Annotated in this window: 16 protein-coding genes; 6 read left to right on the top strand and 10 right to left on the bottom strand. The window is 60.0% G+C overall.

The genetic code is table 11. The features are described from left to right. Positions 1-37 precede the first annotated feature (37 nt). The 3 genes from AS026_RS25815 to AS026_RS25805 are packed head-to-tail and all read right to left on the bottom strand — an operon-like array spanning position 38 to position 2,608. Positions 38-913: a protein phosphatase 2C domain-containing protein gene (locus tag AS026_RS25815; RefSeq protein ID WP_062372684.1), complete on the bottom strand. Its 876-nt coding sequence runs from the start codon at positions 911-913 to the stop codon at positions 38-40. A gap of 49 nt (positions 914-962) precedes the next feature. Then, positions 963-1,727: a GntR family transcriptional regulator gene (locus AS026_RS25810; protein WP_018857128.1), complete on the bottom strand. Its 765-nt coding sequence runs from the start codon at positions 1,725-1,727 to the stop codon at positions 963-965. After that, a complete protein-coding gene (locus AS026_RS25805) occupies positions 1,724-2,608 on the bottom strand; it encodes a glucosamine kinase nucleotide-binding domain-containing protein (protein ID WP_025659336.1) in 885 nt (294 codons plus the stop codon). The genes AS026_RS25810 and AS026_RS25805 overlap by 4 nt, the downstream gene beginning before the upstream one ends. Positions 2,609-3,130: 522 nt before the next feature. On the opposite strand from AS026_RS25805, the gene AS026_RS25800 reads away from it, so the two are divergent. The 5 genes from AS026_RS25800 to AS026_RS25780 all read left to right on the top strand — a co-directional run bounded on the left by AS026_RS25800 (position 3,131) and on the right by AS026_RS25780 (position 8,471). Then, positions 3,131-4,390 (top strand): ABC transporter substrate-binding protein, encoded by a 1,260-nt coding sequence (locus AS026_RS25800; RefSeq protein ID WP_025659337.1) that lies wholly within the window; start codon positions 3,131-3,133, stop codon positions 4,388-4,390. 187 nt (positions 4,391-4,577) lie between these two features. Then, entirely contained in the window at positions 4,578-5,525 is a 948-nt protein-coding gene (locus AS026_RS25795) for a carbohydrate ABC transporter permease (protein ID WP_018116212.1), read from the top strand. Between the two features lie 10 nt (positions 5,526-5,535). After that, on the top strand, positions 5,536-6,378 hold the full coding sequence (locus AS026_RS25790; protein WP_062372679.1) for a carbohydrate ABC transporter permease: 843 nt from the start codon (positions 5,536-5,538) through the stop codon (positions 6,376-6,378). Then, a complete protein-coding gene (locus tag AS026_RS25785) occupies positions 6,375-7,457 on the top strand; it encodes a Gfo/Idh/MocA family protein (RefSeq protein ID WP_062372675.1) in 1,083 nt (360 codons plus the stop codon). The genes AS026_RS25790 and AS026_RS25785 overlap by 4 nt, the downstream gene beginning before the upstream one ends. Positions 7,458-7,469: 12 nt before the next feature. After that, positions 7,470-8,471 carry an ABC transporter ATP-binding protein gene (locus AS026_RS25780; protein WP_062372671.1) on the top strand — a complete coding sequence of 334 codons (1,002 nt, stop codon included), beginning with the start codon at positions 7,470-7,472 and terminating at the stop codon, positions 8,469-8,471. Between the two features lie 72 nt (positions 8,472-8,543). On the opposite strand, the gene AS026_RS25775 is transcribed toward AS026_RS25780, so the two are convergent. The 7 genes from AS026_RS25775 to AS026_RS25745 all read right to left on the bottom strand — a co-directional run bounded on the left by AS026_RS25775 (position 8,544) and on the right by AS026_RS25745 (position 15,372). Further along, positions 8,544-8,849: an NIPSNAP family protein gene (locus AS026_RS25775; protein WP_062372667.1), complete on the bottom strand. Its 306-nt coding sequence runs from the start codon at positions 8,847-8,849 to the stop codon at positions 8,544-8,546. A 51-nt stretch (positions 8,850-8,900) separates the two neighbouring features. Further along, positions 8,901-10,235, bottom strand: coding sequence for an MFS transporter (locus tag AS026_RS25770; protein ID WP_062372664.1), 1,335 nt, complete (start codon positions 10,233-10,235; stop codon positions 8,901-8,903). A 149-nt stretch (positions 10,236-10,384) separates the two neighbouring features. Continuing rightward, the gene (locus AS026_RS25765; protein WP_025659339.1) at positions 10,385-11,446 is read right to left on the bottom strand and encodes an ABC transporter ATP-binding protein; all 1,062 of its coding nucleotides are present in this window, start codon (positions 11,444-11,446) and stop codon (positions 10,385-10,387) included. Positions 11,447-11,460: 14 nt separating this feature from the next. Then, positions 11,461-12,249, bottom strand: coding sequence for an ABC transporter permease (locus AS026_RS25760; RefSeq protein ID WP_018116406.1), 789 nt, complete (start codon positions 12,247-12,249; stop codon positions 11,461-11,463). After that, positions 12,246-13,139 carry an ABC transporter permease gene (locus AS026_RS25755; RefSeq protein WP_025659340.1) on the bottom strand — a complete coding sequence of 298 codons (894 nt, stop codon included), beginning with the start codon at positions 13,137-13,139 and terminating at the stop codon, positions 12,246-12,248. The genes AS026_RS25760 and AS026_RS25755 overlap by 4 nt, the downstream gene beginning before the upstream one ends. 75 nt (positions 13,140-13,214) lie before the next feature. Continuing rightward, entirely contained in the window at positions 13,215-14,297 is a 1,083-nt protein-coding gene (locus AS026_RS25750; protein ID WP_425349831.1) for an ABC transporter substrate-binding protein, read from the bottom strand. 202 nt (positions 14,298-14,499) lie between these two features. After that, complete coding sequence (locus AS026_RS25745; RefSeq protein WP_025659342.1) at positions 14,500-15,372, bottom strand: MurR/RpiR family transcriptional regulator; 873 nt, start codon at positions 15,370-15,372, stop codon at positions 14,500-14,502. A 175-nt stretch (positions 15,373-15,547) separates the two neighbouring features. On the opposite strand from AS026_RS25745, the gene AS026_RS25740 reads away from it, so the two are divergent. Further along, on the top strand, positions 15,548-16,321 hold the full coding sequence (locus AS026_RS25740; protein ID WP_062372657.1) for an N-formylglutamate amidohydrolase: 774 nt from the start codon (positions 15,548-15,550) through the stop codon (positions 16,319-16,321). Positions 16,322-16,351 lie beyond the last annotated feature (30 nt).

Below are 16,351 nucleotides of genomic sequence, written 5' to 3'. Positions count from 1 at the left end.
TTGGTCGCAATGCGCTGAATCTGAATCGAAAATCGCCTCAGGCGCTGGGTGTCAACTCGACAAGCAACGCCGTGGTGTCGTCGCTCTGCTTGTAGCGTGGATAGCGGAGCCCTTCGGGATCAATCGCGCGTTCGAAGCGCCGAAGTTCGTCGAGCATCGGTCGCAGACCCTTGGCGAGTGCAGTGCGCACCAAGCTTGTAGAATCATAGGTCGCGTAAAGGACCGCGAGGTCTGAAAAACCGTCGCTGCAGACGATGGCGTGCGCTTTGCGCCTGATATCCAGCCGCTCTGAAACCAGATGATCGGCCGCCTCCGGCACGAGGCCGAGGGTCCAGACGCCGCTTGCCGGCGTGTTCTGGCGCTCTCGGTGCTGGCGCAATAGGGCGAGCGTTTCGGAATTGCCGAGCGCGCCACCTTCCTTGGTAATGCCGCCCGTGCGTGCAATGTGCTTTCGCGCCTGGTTCTGTTCATACTCATAGGCACCGGGAATCGCCATGTGCATCGCTGCCGAGCCGTCTTCCTGCAACAGAAAGAGGCAGGAGTCGCCAAGGCCGACGAAGTGGAAACCGTCGCGCGTGTGGTGCAACATGGCAAAGGCGGTCAGCGGCCACGCGTAGCGTGGGACGCTCTCGTTGTGGGCTAAGAACTCCGTGCGGGCTGCCAGAGACAGGCTGCGAGCAATCTCCGAGACGCTGCTGTCACGGGTAATCCGATCCTGAAAGCCACGGGCGAAGTGCTGGGCGATCCAGGCGGCGTCGCTACCTCCCTCATCCATATATTGGCGATCGCCGAGGCCCGTCGCACCGTCGATTACGAAAGCGCAGGCGTCGTTATGGCCGAAGCTGTCGTCGTTCGGCTTTGCGGGATTGCCGGGATCGGAGATGGTGTCGAGGATCGTGATGCGACTTGTCATGGGTGCCATCAATAGACGGGCATTGCCGTCCATTCAATGCGACAAGGAATCACGACGGACCGATCGTCAGTTCGGCGACAAAATCATAGGCATCCCCGCGGTAGAGCGAGCGGGTGAATTCGACCGCGCGTCCCGAACCAAGGTATGAAATACGCTCGATCGACAGCCCTGCGGCGCCGACGGGAACGCCGAGAAGATGAGCATCGACCTCTTTCATGTTGGTCGCCGAAATTCTCTGCACCGCGCGGACGGGCCGGACCTGGCGACGCTCGAGCTCCTCATAGAGCGACGTTGTCACCACGAAAGGATCGGGCAGGAACTCGCCGGAAACACTGGCATTTTCGATGGCCAGCGGCTGGTCGTCGGCGATGCGCAATCGGCTGAGGCGTGAGACCCTGACATCGGTCGCGAGACCGAGAATCATCATTTCGTCGGGAGAGGGCGTGTGGATGCCCTTGTGCAGCCATTCGGAGCGGGAGGTCATGCCGCGACGGGCCATATCCTCCGTAAAGGAGGTGAGCTGCGAGAGGCGCTGTTCGACCTTCGATACCGGCTTTGTCACGAAGGTGCCGGAACCGTGGCGGCGGATGAGCAACCCGTCCGCGACAAGCTCATCGATCGCTTTGCGCACGGTCACCCGGCTGACGGTCGCCAGTTCCGCGATGTCGCGCTCAGGCGGCAGGGCATCGCCATGACTGAGCGTGCCAGTGCGAATGGCATCTTCCAGCGTGCGGCGCAGCTTTACATAAAGCGGGCCTGTGCCGCCGGCTTGAAGACGTTCGGGGGAAAGGAGGCTTGCAAAATCGTCGGTCATGCCGCGCCTCTTCCTTCCTCGTGGAGAAACTTCACTGCGAGATCAATGGCGCCCTGCAGGACGTCGCCCTTCGGCTCACGCAGCAGGACAGCGTGACGTTCAGCAAGCCATGGACGATAGGCCTTTGCCAGTCCGCCCAACAGGCAGATCACCTCGCATTCCGGCCAGAGCAACGCATCCAGGCTCTCGCCGATCGAGGCTGCTGCGTTCTGCACGATCGCCGTCGCGACCGAGTCGCCCTTGGCAGCGGCCTCGAACACAACGGGCGCGTAGCGGGCGAAGTCATTCGGGCGGGAGACGTGGGCGAACTCGACGACGCGCTCAGGATCGTCGCCATATTCAGCCATGACGGTCTGGGTGACCGGGGAGGAGGGGCGCACCCCGTCATGGGCCAGCAAAGACTGCTCCAGCAGGTCCCGGCCGAGGCGAGCGCCACTAGCCTGGTCGCCGATGACGAATCCCCAGCCGCCAATGCCGTAGAGCTTTCCGTTGCGGCGCGCATTGTAGACCGAGCCCGTTCCGAACGCTCCAATCACACCGTCGGAATCGCCGAGCGCTCCTTGGAGTGCCGTCGTCGCATCTGTTACGACACGGCGCCGGGCAAAAGGCAGGGCACGCTCGATGCGTTCGGCATAGTCGCCCACATTCGCGCCGGCGACGCCGACGACGGCAGAGACGCTGGAAACGGTTTCAGAGGAAAGGCCGGCGTCGTTCAACGCGTTTTCGGCTGACGCTACGATGTTGAGCAGCGAGTTTTCGAGGTCGGACAGGATGTTCGACGGGCCGGCCGTGCCACGGCCCAGAATGCGCCCTGTCGCATCCGTGACTGCGGCGCGGCAGCTGGAGCCTCCGCCGTCAATGCCGATCGCAAGTTCTGTCATTGAACCACCAAATCCGCCCATTCCGCTTGTTTTCACTACAATACCAAAAAAATACCATTTACCAAGTCAAAAGCGTGGCGAAAAATCATCTTTTTATCTATATGATTTTTATGAATAAAATTTTTTTGACGACTTTTCTGTCGTTCGAGTGTTAAAATCGGCTGGACAATTGGTATTTTTTTGGCCTTAATTCAACTCAAGGGAACAGCGCATCGAGCAGCGATAAACGGCAGGATAGAGATAAGCCGGGTCACTCGATGAAATGCAGATCCGGCCGTAGCGACGCCGTCGCTCTCGATCCGTTCATTTGCCGTCAGCTTTCCCTTTCATGGCTGCGCCGGATCGGTTTCTTGTTCGGGTGCGCCGTCTGGTCGACAGGTGTTATCTGTCGCGCCGATTTTGAGCTTTCGGGCCGGCAGCTGCTGACGGCTCTCGAGTGGCGTTGCGTGTCACCTCATGCACGCGAACGCTGGTTTCAGGTCAGGAACAGCGCCTCACCGGCGCATAAAACAGGAGAGGGAAATGAAGAACACCGCACTTAGAGGCTTCCTGCTGGCGTCCAGCCTGCTGACATCAGTGGGCTTTGCTCATGCCGCCGACGTTACGCTGACGGTCGAGAGCTGGCGTAACGACGACCTGCAGATCTGGCAGGAAAAGATTATCCCGGCGTTCGAAGCCAAGAACCCCGGCATCAAGATCGTCTTCTCGCCGACCGCGCCGACCGAGTACAACGCTTCGCTGAACGCCAAGCTCGATGCCGGCTCCGCCGGTGATATCATCACCTGCCGGCCGTTCGACCCTTCGCTCGGAATCTTTGATAAGAAGCAGCTCGCCGATCTGACGAGCCTGCCGGGCATGGAGAACTTCTCGCCCGTCGCCAAGGCCGCCTGGACAACCGATGACGGCAAGTCCACCTTCTGTGTGCCGATGGCCTCGGTCATCCATGGCTTCATTTACAACAAGGATGCCTTCGACAAGCTCGGCATCTCCGTTCCGAAGACCGAAGAGGAATTCTTCGCCGCCCTCGACAAGATCAAGGCGGACGGCACCTACATTCCGCTCGCCATGGGCACGAAGGATCTCTGGGAAGCCGCAACCATGGGCTACCAGAACATCGGTCCGAACTACTGGAAGGGCGAAGACGGTCGTCTGGCGCTGATCTCAGGCAAGCAGAAGCTGACCGATCCGGAATGGGTCCAGCCTTTCGAACAAATCGCCAAGTGGAAGCCCTATCTCGGTGACGGTTTCGAAGCCCAGACCTATTCGGACAGCCAGAACCTCTTTACGCTCGGCCGCGCCGCCATCTACCCGGCCGGTTCCTGGGAAATCTCGCTGTTCAACAGCCAGGCCCAGTTCAAGATGGGCGCTTTCCCGCCGCCGGTTCCGAAAGCTGGCGACCAGGGCTACATCTCCGACCATCCGGATATCGCTGTCGGCCTGAACGCCAAGAGCACCCATGCCGAGGAAGCCAAGAAGTTCCTCACCTGGGTCGCCTCGCCGGAATTCGCCGAAATCTACGCCAACTCGTTGCCGGGCTTCTTCAGCCTGAACTCGACGCCGGTGAAGATGGCTGATCCGCTGGCCCAGGAATTCGTTTCCTGGCGCGGCCCGTTCAAGTCGACGATCCGCTCGACGTACCAGATTCTGTCGCGCGGTACGCCGAACCTCGAAAACGAAACCTGGGTTGCTTCGGCGAACGTCGTCAACGGCACCGTGACGCCAGCCGATGCCGCCAAGAAGCTGCAGGACGGCCTCGACAGCTGGTTCAAGCCTGCCAAGTGATTGAGATGTGAGGGGCGGCGTTAGCCGTCCCTCATTCCGGCTCAAAGCCAATTTCGTATCCGCTCTTTTTCTCCCCGCCGCCTTCGAAAGCCGAAGGGCGGGGAGATGACTAGAGGGAAAGGGCGTTCTGCCCGTTGTGTCAGACGCGCTGCGCCATAGGTGCAGCTAAGAAGAACAGGCAAAAGCCATGAGCGTAGCCGAATCCGCTGTCGATGTTGTTCCCATCAAGCGCCCTGTGCGCTGGCACGTCGGCGTCTTTCTCTTCCCGGCATTTGTCGTTTATTCGGCGATCATGATCCTGCCGCTGATCGAAACGCTGAGGCTTTCGTTCTACAACACTGTCGACGGTGCGCCTGTCTTCGTCGGGCTCGCGAACTACAAGGTGTTGTTTGGCGATGCGCGCTGGGCACACGACTTCTGGAACGCGCTGGTCAACAACTTCATATTCTTCGTCATTCACATGTGCGTGCAGAACCCGATCGGCATCGCGCTGGCGGCGCTGCTGTCGACGCCACGGCTGCGGTTCGTCGCGTTCTACCGCACCGCAATCTTCCTGCCGACGCTGCTTTCCTTCGTGATCGTCGGCTTCATTTGGAAGCTCATCCTTTCGCCGATCTGGGGCGTTGCCCCGTGGCTGATGAGCCTTGTCGGCATGAAGAGCCTGTTCGCGCCGTGGCTAGGGCAGTCCGGGTCGGCGCTGATTGCCGTGTCGCTGATCTCGAATTGGCAGTACATCGGCATTCCGATGATGCTGATTTACGCTGCGCTGCTCAGTATCCCGGAAGAGGTGATCGAAGCTGCCGAATGCGACGGCATCACCGGCTGGGCTCAGTTCTGGAAGATCAAGCTACCGCTCATCCTGCCCGCCATAGGCATCATCTCGATCCTGACTTTTGTCGGCAACTTCAACGCCTTCGACCTGATCTACACCGTGCAGGGCGCACTTGCCGGGCCTGACATGTCCACCGACATCCTGGGTACGCTCCTCTACCGCACCTTCTTCGGTTTCCAGCTGCAGCTCGGCGACCGCTCGATGGGCGCCACGATCGCGACGGTGATGTTCCTGATCATCCTCGCCGGCGTGTCGTTCTACCTTTTTGCCATCCAGCGGCGCATGCGCCGGTACCAGTTCTGAGGAGTGTGCCATGTCGAACAGAGCACGCACATCCCCCATCCGCACCGGCTTCGTCCACCTGGCGCTCATCGGCTATACGCTGGTTGCCATCTTTCCGGTGTTCCTGACGATCATCAACTCGTTCAAGGACCGTAACGCGATCTTCCGCTCGCCGATGCAGGTGCCGACGCCCTCGACGTTCAGTCTTGTCGGTTATCGAACGGTGCTGGGGCAGGGTGACTTCGCCACCTACTTCCAGAACAGCTTCATCGTCACCATCGTTTCGATCGCGCTGGTATTGCTCTTCGGCGCGATGGCCGCCTTCGCGCTCTCCGAATACCGTTTCCGCGGCAACACGTTGACCGGCCTCTATATGGCGATCGGCATCATGATCCCGATCCGCCTTGGTACGGTCGCGATCCTGCAGGGCATGGTGGCCGCCGGTCTCGTGAATACGCTGACGGCGCTGATCCTCGTCTATACGGCGCAGGGGATTCCGCTGGCAATCTTCATCCTGTCGGAATTCATGCGTACCGTCTCGGATGACCTCAAGAATGCAGGCCGCATCGACGGACTGTCGGAATATGCGATCTTCTTCCGGCTCGTCATTCCGCTGGTGCGCCCGGCCATGGCCACGGTCGCCGTCTTCACGATGATCCCGATCTGGAACGACCTCTGGTTTCCGCTGATCCTGGCGCCCGCTGAGGCGACGAAGACCGTCACCCTCGGGTCGCAGATCTTCATCGGGCAGTTCGTGACCAATTGGAACGCCGTGCTTGCCGCGCTTTCGCTGGCGATCCTGCCGATCCTCGTTCTCTACGTCATCTTCTCGCGGCAGCTCATCCGCGGCATTACTTCGGGAGCGGTCAAGTGAGTTCGTCCGACAAGCCAATCCGCGTTCTCGTTGCCGGCCTCGGCAACATGGGACGCAGCCATGCACTGGCCTATCACAACAATCCGGGTTTCGAGATTGTCGGGCTGGTCAATCGCTCGACGCCTGATCTGCCGGAGGAACTACGGGGCTACAAGATCTATTCGGATTTCAAGGCAGCCCTTGCCGAATTGACGCCGGATCTCTGTGCGGTCTGCACCTATTCGGACACGCATGCGGACTATGCGGTCGCTGCCTTCGAGGCTGGTTGCGACGTTTTCGTCGAGAAGCCGCTCGCAACAACCGTTGCGGATGCGGAGCGCGTCGTGGTGGCGGCGAAGAAGGCCGGCCGGAAATTGGTGATCGGCTATATCCTTCGCCACCATCCATCCTGGATGCGGCTGATCGAAGAGGCGCGCAAGCTCGGTGGGCCGTATGTGTTCCGCATGAATCTCAATCAGCAGTCCAGCGGTCTGACCTGGGAAACACATAAGTCGTTGATGCAGACGACCTCTCCGATCGTCGATTGCGGTGTGCATTATGTCGACGTCATGTGCCAGATCACGGACGCTAAACCGGTGGAAGTGCGCGGCATGGGACTGCGTCTATCGGACGAAATCGCGCCCGATATGTATAATTACGGCCAGCTCCAGGTGCTTTTCGAGGATGGTTCAGTCGGCTGGTACGAGGCCGGCTGGGGCCCGATGATCTCCGAGACGGCGTTTTTCGTGAAGGACATCATGTCGCCGAAGGGATCGGTCTCGATCGTGATGGATCCGAACGCCAAGTCCGACGATATCGACGCTCACACCAAGACTTCGGTCATTCGCCTGCACACGGCGGAGACAGGAACCGACGGCAAGTTCATACGGCCGGACCAGGACATAACGATGGCGGGAGAACCAGGCCATCAGGAACTCTGCGACCGCGAGCAGGCCTTCATGCTGAAGGCCATTCGCGAGGATATCGACCTTAACCGCCACATGGCAGACGCCGTCGCTTCGCTGCGCATCTGCCTCGCCGCCGACGAAAGCGTGCGTACCGGCCAAGCCGTCAAGCTCCAAGAGCCGGTCAAACTGTAAGGATTACGACTAGTGGGATCGCTTCAACTCAAATCCATCCGCAAGACCTACGGCACGCATGAGGTGCTGAAGGGCATCGACCTAGAGGTCAAGGACGGCGAGTTCGTCATTTTTGTCGGACCTTCGGGCTGCGGCAAGTCAACCCTCCTGCGCAGCATTGCGGGATTGGAGGATGTCACCTCGGGCGCCGTTTTCATCAATGGCAAGGAAGAGACGCTGACGCCTCCCGCCAACCGTGGCATCGCGATGGTGTTCCAATCCTATGCGCTCTACCCGCACCTGACGGTCAAGGACAACATGGGCCTCGGCTTGAAGCAGGCCGGCACGCCGAAAAATGAGATCGACAAGCGGGTCACCAAGGCATCGTCGATGCTGTCGCTCGAGCCCTATCTGGCGCGGCGCCCGGCGGAGCTTTCCGGTGGTCAGCGCCAGCGCGTCGCCATTGGCCGCGCGATCGTGCGCGAGCCGGCGCTCTTCCTCTTCGACGAGCCGCTGTCTAACCTCGACGCAGCCTTGCGCGTTCAGACGCGTCTTGAGATCGCGCGTCTGCACCGCAGCCTCAAGGCAACGATGATCTATGTCACCCACGACCAGGTCGAGGCGATGACGCTTGCCGACAAGATCGTGGTGCTGAATGCAGGTGCGGTCGAGCAGGTCGGTTCGCCGATGGAGCTCTACAACCGCCCTGCAAACACCTTCGTTGCCGGCTTCATCGGTTCGCCGATGATGAACTTTATTCCTGGAGACAAGGTTGGAGACGCCGGCGCAAAGACCGTCGGCGTGCGCCCGGAGCATCTGACCCTTTCGCGCGAGCAGGGCACGTGGCGGGCGAAGGTCGTCCACGTCGAACATCTCGGCGCGGACACGATCATCTATCTCGAATCCGAGCAGTGCGGCCTGATCACCGCGCGCCTTTTCGGTGAGCATCAGTACGAGCCCGACGAGATCGTCTATGCGACGCCGGACATGGCCCACATGCATCGGTTCGATGCCAATGACAAGGCAATCCGCTAGAGCCCGACTTCAAACTGAAAGCCCCGCCATAGAGCGGGCCCGCCATAGAGCGGGGCTTTCCATTTCTATCGATCAGCCAAGGACAGGGCGCATGAAACTGCGCTCGTAGCTGATGATGCTGCGATTTCGTTTGTCGAGATCGAACGCGGCCTGGCATTCGGGTTCGCTTGCCATGCGCGTGCGATAGTCTTCGTAGGCCGCGAGGCTCGGAAACGAAAACAGCGCAATGGCAATGTTGTTCGCGCCCTCGGACGGCAGGAAATAGCCGTGATGCGTGCCTCCCATTCGATTGACGATCGGAATCCAGAGGCGCGCATACTCCTCGAATTCGGCCACCTTGTGTGGGTCGATCGTGTAACGCAGATAGCAGATAATCATTGAAGCATTCCTTTGAAGCAAAGCCGGACGGCGGCCACACGCCTCCGATAGCTAGGCGGCGAGGCGCTCGGTGAGTTCCTCGATGCCGACGTCTGCCTCGACGCTGTCTCCCTTGGCGATCAGATAGAGCCCTAGCACGAAGGCGAGGGCGGCGATGAAGAGCAGGTAGTAGGCATGAGCCATCGGATTGATTGGCAGCAGCGATGCGACTGCAAGAGGCGTCAGGCCGCCGAAAATCGCGTAGGAGACGTTGTAGGAGAAGGAGAGGCCGCTAAAGCGAACGCGGGCCGGGAAGGCGCGGACCATTACGTAGGGCACAGCTCCAACCATACCGACCGATAGCCCCATGATCGCATAGAGCACGAAAAGAACGGTCAGCGAAACGGCGGCATAACTGTAGAACGCGAAGGTCGCAGCACCAAAGAAGATACTTGAGACAACGAAGAAGCGGCCTGAGCCAACGCGATCGACGATCGCGCCGGCGGCGGCAGTTCCGAAGATCAGGAACAGCGTGCCGAAACTGGTGGCGGCAAGCGACTGCTGCGCGGTGTAGCCATAGAGCTTCTGCAGGAAGGTTGCCGTCATCAGTGTCGTCACGACGATGCCGGCCGACAGGATCCAAGTCAGCAGCATGGAGATGATGACGCCACGCGGGTAGTCGCGCAGCACGGCCTTCAGCGGCAGTTCCGGCGCAAGCGAGCGGGCCTGTTTCATTTCTGCGAAGACGGGCGTCTCCTGCAGCCAGCGGCGGAGGTAGACGGCAACGAGGCCGAAGATGCCGCCGAGGAAGAACGGGATGCGCCATGCATAGGCGGCGACATCATCTTGCGTGAAGACGGAGTTGATGATCGTCGCGATGAAGGATCCGAGCAGGATGCCGAGGGTCAGGCCGGAGCAGAGGAAGCCGCAGGCAAAGCCGACGCGGCGGAAGGGGACGTGTTCGGCCACGAAGGTCCAGGCGCCGGGAACTTCACCGCCGATCGCCGCGCCTTGCAGAATGCGCATGAGCACAAGGAGGATTGGAGCGGCAACGCCGATGGTAGCATAGGTCGGCATCGCCGCCATGCCGAGCGTTGAGAGCGCCATCAGCAGGATCGAGAAAGCAAAAACGCGCTTGCGGCCAAAGAGGTCGCCGAAATGGGCGAGGACGATGCCACCGAGCGGGCGAACCAGATAGCCGGCGGCAAAGATCCCGAAGGTCTGGATGGTCACCAGCCACTCCGGCATATCGGGCGGAAAGAACAGCTTGCCGATTACCGCCGCGAAGAAGACGAAGATGATGAAGTCGTAGAACTCAAGCGCACCGCCGAGGGCCGAGAGGCCAAGGGTGCGGAAATCCTGCGAGGTGAGGCGGCGGGGCGGTACAGCTGTTGTGGTAGGGGACATGATGCTGACTTTGCTGAATAAAAACGCTTCAGCCGTCGTTGCGCATCGAGGTCGCACTTTCAAGCAATTTCCGGCGCCGTAGAGTGGGGCGCCGGAAATGCGGAGGAAAGTGTGGCAAAGCCGCAAACGTGAGTGTGGCGCTGCCGCGATCAATCGCGGATGACAAGGAGGTCGGCTGCCATGAAGCGAAGCGTGACGGTCTCGCCAGCCGCTGGCGGGATTACGCCCGGGCTGTTGAACATGTCGAAGGAAATGACATTGCCGCCGACGTTCATGCGCGTGCGGATGACAGAACCAAGGAAGTGGGCGGATACGACCTGACCGGTCAGCTTCGTGTCGCATGGCGCGCTCTCGGCCAGCGATCCTGCCTCCGGACGCAGGGCCAGCGAGACCGTATCACCCGCCTTGAAGGCGGCGACGGACTGCTTCAGCGTCACGCCCTGGTCACCGATCTGGATACGGTTGGCCGAGGGGTCGACAACCTTCGCCTCGATCATGTTGAGCGTGCCGACGAAGGAAGCGACGAAGCGCGTAGCCGGCGTGTTGTAGATTTCGAACGGCGTTCCGATTTGGTCGGCGCGACCGGCGTTCATGACGACGATGCGGTCGGAGATCGAGAGGGCTTCTTCCTGGTCGTGCGTCACGAAGACGGTGGTAATGCCAAGTTTCTGCTGGATGGCGCGGATTTCCTCGCGCAGCGACACGCGGATCTTGGCGTCGAGGGCAGACAGCGGCTCGTCGAGCAACAGGACCTGCGGCCGGACTGCCAGCGCGCGGGCAAGCGCCACGCGCTGCTGCTGGCCGCCGGAGAGCTGATAGGGATAGCGATCCGCGAGGTGGTCGAGCTTGATCAGCCCGAGCATTTCCTTGACGCGAGCGTCAATCTCCGAAGGCTGCGTGCCGGCGACCTTAAGGCCGAAGGCAACATTGTCGTGCACGGTCATGTTGGGAAACAGCGCGTAGGCCTGGAAGACCATGCCGATGTTGCGCTTGTTCGGCTTCAGATTGTTTTGCTCCTTGCCGCCGATGGCGATGCGGCCGGCGGAGGGCGTTTCGAAGCCCGCGATCATGCGCAGGACAGTCGTCTTGCCGCAGCCCGACGGGCCAAGGAAAGAGATGAATTCACCCTTCTCGATCTGCATGTTGAAGTCATGCACGACCTGCGTGTTGCCGAAGGATTTCTTGAGGTTTGCGAGTTCGAGAAAGGCCATGAAAACCAGATACCTTACGACTTAGCCGGAGCGGCTTTGTGGAAGCGGGAGACAAGTTGCAACAGGCCCATGCTGAGCCAGGTAATCGAGAAGGCGATGACCGCCAGGGCCGACGGCTCGTAGGCGCGGTTGGCGCCAACCAGCTGCAGGTAAGGCCCGAAGGCTGGGCGATTGAGGAGCGCCGCCATGGTGAATTCGCCCATGACGATCGCGAGCGTGATGAAAGCGCCCGAGAGTACACCGCTCATGACGTTCGGGAAAATGCACTTGAACAAGATCGTCGCCCAGCCGGCGCCAAGGCTTTCCGCAGCTTCCGTCAAGGTGCGGACATCGATGGCACGCATTGCGGTGTCGACGGCGCGGTACATGTAGGGCAGGGACAGCGTTATGTATGAAAGGACGAGCAGGATGTTCGTGCCCGTGGTCGATCCAGTCAGCGGCAGGATCGAGGACGAGTTGTACATTCTGAGATAACCGAAGACGATCACGATTGCCGGGATGACGAGCGGCAGCAGCGTGATGAACTCGACAATCGGACGGATCTGCGGCAGGCGCAGGCGCACCCAATACGCCGTAGGCACGACGAGCAGCATGCCGAAGACGATCGTCAGAAGCGCCATCAGCATCGAATAACCGAAGGTCTCGCGGAACTGCGCCTCGGAGAAAACCGAGGCATAGGCGTCAAAACTGTATGCGCCGCGCCGCATGCGCAGCGAAAATTCGACGGTGGCGATGAGCGGCAGGACGAAATAGATCGCGCCAAATCCGATCGATATCCAGGCTCCAAGGCGTGAAGTCTTCATTTTTGCCACCGTTCAGCGCGCATGCGCAGCAGGATGTAAAGGAGGTTGGACAGGCCGGTGATGACGATCATGCCGAGTGCCAGCGCATAGCCGAGGTTGGCGTTATGAAGCACGTCGCCGCGGATCTGCGCGTAGAGCAGGATCGGCACGATGTTGAGCGAGCTACCCGTCAAGGCGTAGGCGGTGGCGATAGCGCCGAAGGCGTTCGCAAAGAGAAGCAGCGTCGTGCCCATGAGGCTCGGCCAGAGGATCGGGAAAGCGACCATGCGCCAGTATTGGCCGTTGGTGGCGCCGAGAATGAGCGCGGCTTCCTTCCACTCCTTCTTCATCCCGTCGAGCGCCGGCGTCAGGATCAGCACCATCAGCGGGATCTGGAAGTACATGTAGGTGAGCGTGAGCCCGAAGAAGCTCAAGAGGTTGAAACCGGTGGAATAGAGATTGAAGCCCAGCCAATCACGCATCAAGACGGTCACGAGACCGGTGCGTCCGAGCGTGGCGAGAAAAGCGAAGGCGAGCGGTACGCCCGCGAAATTCGAGGCAACACCGGAAAAGGTCAGGAGGCCCGAACGAACCCAGGTCGGGAGTCCGCCGAGCACGACAGCCCAGGCGAGAAGGGAGCCGATCACCGCGCCACCGAGGGCTGAAACCACCGACACCTTTATACTGACCCAGTAGGCGCTAAGGATCGACGGCGTGAACAGGTCGGAAATGTTCTTGAGGGTGAGTTCGCCTTCCGGGGTCAGGAATGCGCCTGCGACCAGATAAAGCGTCGGTATGATCAGGAACATCGCGGCAAAGATCATGAAGGGCGCGATGCCGAGCCAGTCTACGATCCTGTCGCGGTTTATCATGGGCGTGGCCGTAGCCACGGATGTTGAAACAGTGCTCATAGACGACGGCCTTATCGGGGCAATGAAAAATGAGACCTCTCCGCCCACGGAGGCGGAGAGGTCTTGCGTCAGATATTACTTGACGTTGGCGCCAACGACGCTGTCCCACTTCGTCGTGATGGCGGCCTTGCCGGCAGGCTGCTCGTCGAGGGTGGGGAATACGGCCTTTTCGTAAGCAGCGGCCGGCGGCAGCTTGTCGAGGAGCTCCTGGGGGACCTTCTTGTTCTTCGCCAGATCGTTGAAGCGGATCGGGTGGCAATAGCCCTTCAGCCAGCCGAGCTGACCTTCGTCGGAGTAGAGGTATTCCATCCAGAGCTTTGCAGCGTTCGGGTGCGGAGCGAAGGCCGAGATCGCCTGAACGTAGACGCCAGCGACAACGCCCGAAGCCGGAACGACGACTTCAGCCGGTGGGTTGCCCTTCAGGGTATCGCGCCAGGAGAGACCATTGTAGTCCCAGGCAACGACGATGGGGGTCGAGCCCTGAGCGAGCGAAGCGGACTTGCCGATCACAGGAACGAGGTTTCCAGCCTTGTTGAGCTCGGCGAAATACGCGAGACCAGCTTCGCCAGCCTTGGTCGCGTCCTTTTCACCAGCTGCGATGCCGGCTGCGTAGACGGCCTGGACAGCCTGGTTAGAAGCGCGCGGGTCGCCAGCGAGCGCGATGCTGTTGGCGTAGTCGGACTTCTTCAGGTCGGCCCAGTCCTTCGGAACGTCCTTGACGATGTCGGTGTTCACGACGAAGGAGAGAACGCCGTAGTAGTCGCCGTACCAGAAGCCATCGGCATCCTTGGCGCTGTCAGGAATGGAATCCCAGGTCGACACCTTGTAGGGCTGGATCAGGCCATCGGCCTTTGCGGAGGGGCCGAAGGAAAGACCGACGTCGATAACGTCAGGAGCCTGCGGTCCGGTGTTGCCCTTGTTGGCCTTGATGGCTTCGATCTCGTCGCCCGAGCCCGCGTCGGGGTTCAGTTCGTTGACTTCGAGGCCGTACTTGGCCTTGAAGCCGGCGATGACGTCGCCGTAGCCGCACCAGTCGTGCGGAAGCGCGATGGTCGTCAGCGTGCCTTCCTTCTTGGCGGCAGCGATAAGTTCAGCGCTTGGTTCGGCAGCTGCGATTGCAGTCGAAGCAACAACAATTGCAGTAGAAAGCGAAAGCATTTTCGAAATATTAGAGATCACTGTTGTTCTCCTTCGGGTTTTCAGTGTCCGACGATGCTGTTACTTACGTTACGTGAAGCTTTCGTGACAGTATCATGACCTTCTTTTTTCTTTGTATAGCAGGCAGTTGGCGGCGATGTTTCATTTACGACACATTATTCGCTCAAGCGCCGAACGTCATCTCACTGTCGTATTTTCCCTCCTAACTGAGTTTGCGGAATAGCCTGGTCTGTTCGAACAGGCCCTCCAGGGTTTTCATGCGTTCTTTCGTCTCATCCCAGGTCGAGCTTTGAACGGCCTCGATCAGGGCTTCGACGATGAAGAGAGTGACGACGGACGAGTCCCAGGCCGATGGCGCCTCGATCTGCACACGGAACGTGTGACGCGCGAGCTTGGCGGCGGGCGATCCCCACTGATCGGTAAAGACGACGATCTCCGCGCCGCTCTTTCGGGCAGCGGTCGCGAGGCTGACCATTTCCTGCTCGTAGCGACGGATATCGAAGATGACCAGGAGGTCGCCGCGATTCATATTGAGTACGTATTGCGGCCAGCTGCTCGAGTTTGATGAGAGCAAAGCAGTGTTCGGACGAATGACTTGCATATGTGTAAAGAAGTATTCGGCCAGCGCGCCGGTGATGCGCCCGCCCACGAAATAGAGGCCGCGTTTGCGATCCGAGAGGAGCGAGGCGACGCTGTCGAACGTCGCCGTGTCGAGCGCGCTCAGCGTCTGGCGCAGATTGCCAATGATCGCGTCGGCAAAGCGATTGAGAATATGCGTGCCCGGCGCGTTGGAGGCCCATCGATCGTGCTTGGCGATGGGGTTCGAGATTGTCGCTTCGACCTCCTGGTGGAGGTGCGCCTGGAAGTCGGGATAGCCCTTGAAGCCGAGCTTCTGCACCATGCGTACGACCGTTGGCGTCGATACGCCGGCGTTCTCCGCAATCGTCGTGATACTCCCCAATCCTGAGACTGGGTAGTTGTCCAGCAGGCTCTCGGCCAATTGCTTTTCGGCCCGCGTAAGCATGCCAAAATGCGAATGGATTACGTCCGAAACTGTCTTCGACGCAGCGCTCACGCGTTCTTGCTCCCCGGGATTGGTCTTGTGCCACTTTCCCACTGAAAGTTAACAACGCTGTCACAATCCATGTCAACTGCTGTCATGAAAAGAAATTTTCAGTCGCGCTTGACAGTCGCCAAAACCTGAAGAATTCTTTTCTTATACATTCTTTATTAATGATCGGGATGCGCCTGTGGTGCCTGCTCAGTTCAAGGTCCTAAGTGAAGCGGATGGCGACTGCGTTTCCGTTGAGCGGCCGAATGGCGAGAGCCCGCTGCTGGTGATCTGCGAGCATGCGTCGCGTTTGATGCCCGAGCGATACGGTACCCTCGGTCTCTCCCGTGAGGCTCTGGAAAGCCATATCGCATGGGACCCTGGCGCATTGGCAGTCGCCCGCGGGATTTCCGAGGCGCTCGACGCCACGCTCGTCTACCAGCGATTTTCGCGATTGATCTATGATTGCAACAGGCCGCCGGAGTCAGCCGGCGCCATGCCCGAGAAGAGTGAAATCTATCAAATTCCGGGCAATGCCGATCTCAGCGCGGAAGAACGCCTCGCGCGCACCGAAGCATTGTATATTCCCTTCCATGACGCCATTCGCGCACTGATTCGCGATCGCAGGGCGAGGGGGCAGGAGACGGTGATTGCGACGGTCCACAGCTTCACTCCTGTTTACCACGGCAAGACACGTGCGATGGAAATTGGTATATTGCATGACGAAGACAGCCGCTTTGCCGACAGCGTGTTGAACGCCGCATCGACCGGCTCGCCTCTCTATAAAATCGAACGTAACGAGCCCTACGGCCCCGTTGATGGCGTGACCCACACGCTCATCCTGCACGGGCTGTCGAACGGGCTCCGCAATGTAATGATCGAGGTCCGCAACGACCTCATCTCAGACGAAGACGGTCAAGGGGTCATGGCCGGCTATCTGACGGGGCTTCTCCGGCAAAGCCTGGACGCCTGACAACGAAGAAAAAGACCCCAGGGAGCAGTC

It is taken from the genome of Rhizobium altiplani (genome assembly GCF_001542405.1).
In the GTDB taxonomy this organism is placed as follows: domain Bacteria; phylum Pseudomonadota; class Alphaproteobacteria; order Rhizobiales; family Rhizobiaceae; genus Rhizobium; species Rhizobium altiplani.
This window is presented reverse-complemented; position numbering and strand designations above follow the sequence as displayed.

Bases quoted from the DNA above. Each gene is read 5' to 3' on its own strand.
- AS026_RS25795 (WP_018116212.1), top strand. From the start codon at position 4,578: ATGAGCGTAGCCGAATCCGCTGTCGATGTTGTTCCCATCAAGCGCCCT.
- AS026_RS25750 (WP_425349831.1), bottom strand. From the start codon at position 14,297: ATGCTTTCGCTTTCTACTGCAATTGTTGTTGCTTCGACTGCAATCGCA.
- AS026_RS25805 (WP_025659336.1), bottom strand. From the start codon at position 2,608: ATGACAGAACTTGCGATCGGCATTGACGGCGGAGGCTCCAGCTGCCGC.
- AS026_RS25755 (WP_025659340.1), bottom strand. From the start codon at position 13,139: ATGAGCACTGTTTCAACATCCGTGGCTACGGCCACGCCCATGATAAAC.
- AS026_RS25765 (WP_025659339.1), bottom strand. From the start codon at position 11,446: ATGGCCTTTCTCGAACTCGCAAACCTCAAGAAATCCTTCGGCAACACG.
- AS026_RS25800 (WP_025659337.1), top strand. From the start codon at position 3,131: ATGAAGAACACCGCACTTAGAGGCTTCCTGCTGGCGTCCAGCCTGCTG.
- AS026_RS25815 (WP_062372684.1), bottom strand. From the start codon at position 913: ATGACAAGTCGCATCACGATCCTCGACACCATCTCCGATCCCGGCAAT.
- AS026_RS25810 (WP_018857128.1), bottom strand. From the start codon at position 1,727: ATGACCGACGATTTTGCAAGCCTCCTTTCCCCCGAACGTCTTCAAGCC.
- AS026_RS25760 (WP_018116406.1), bottom strand. From the start codon at position 12,249: ATGAAGACTTCACGCCTTGGAGCCTGGATATCGATCGGATTTGGCGCG.
- AS026_RS25790 (WP_062372679.1), top strand. From the start codon at position 5,536: ATGTCGAACAGAGCACGCACATCCCCCATCCGCACCGGCTTCGTCCAC.
- AS026_RS25775 (WP_062372667.1), bottom strand. From the start codon at position 8,849: ATGATTATCTGCTATCTGCGTTACACGATCGACCCACACAAGGTGGCC.
- AS026_RS25770 (WP_062372664.1), bottom strand. From the start codon at position 10,235: ATGTCCCCTACCACAACAGCTGTACCGCCCCGCCGCCTCACCTCGCAG.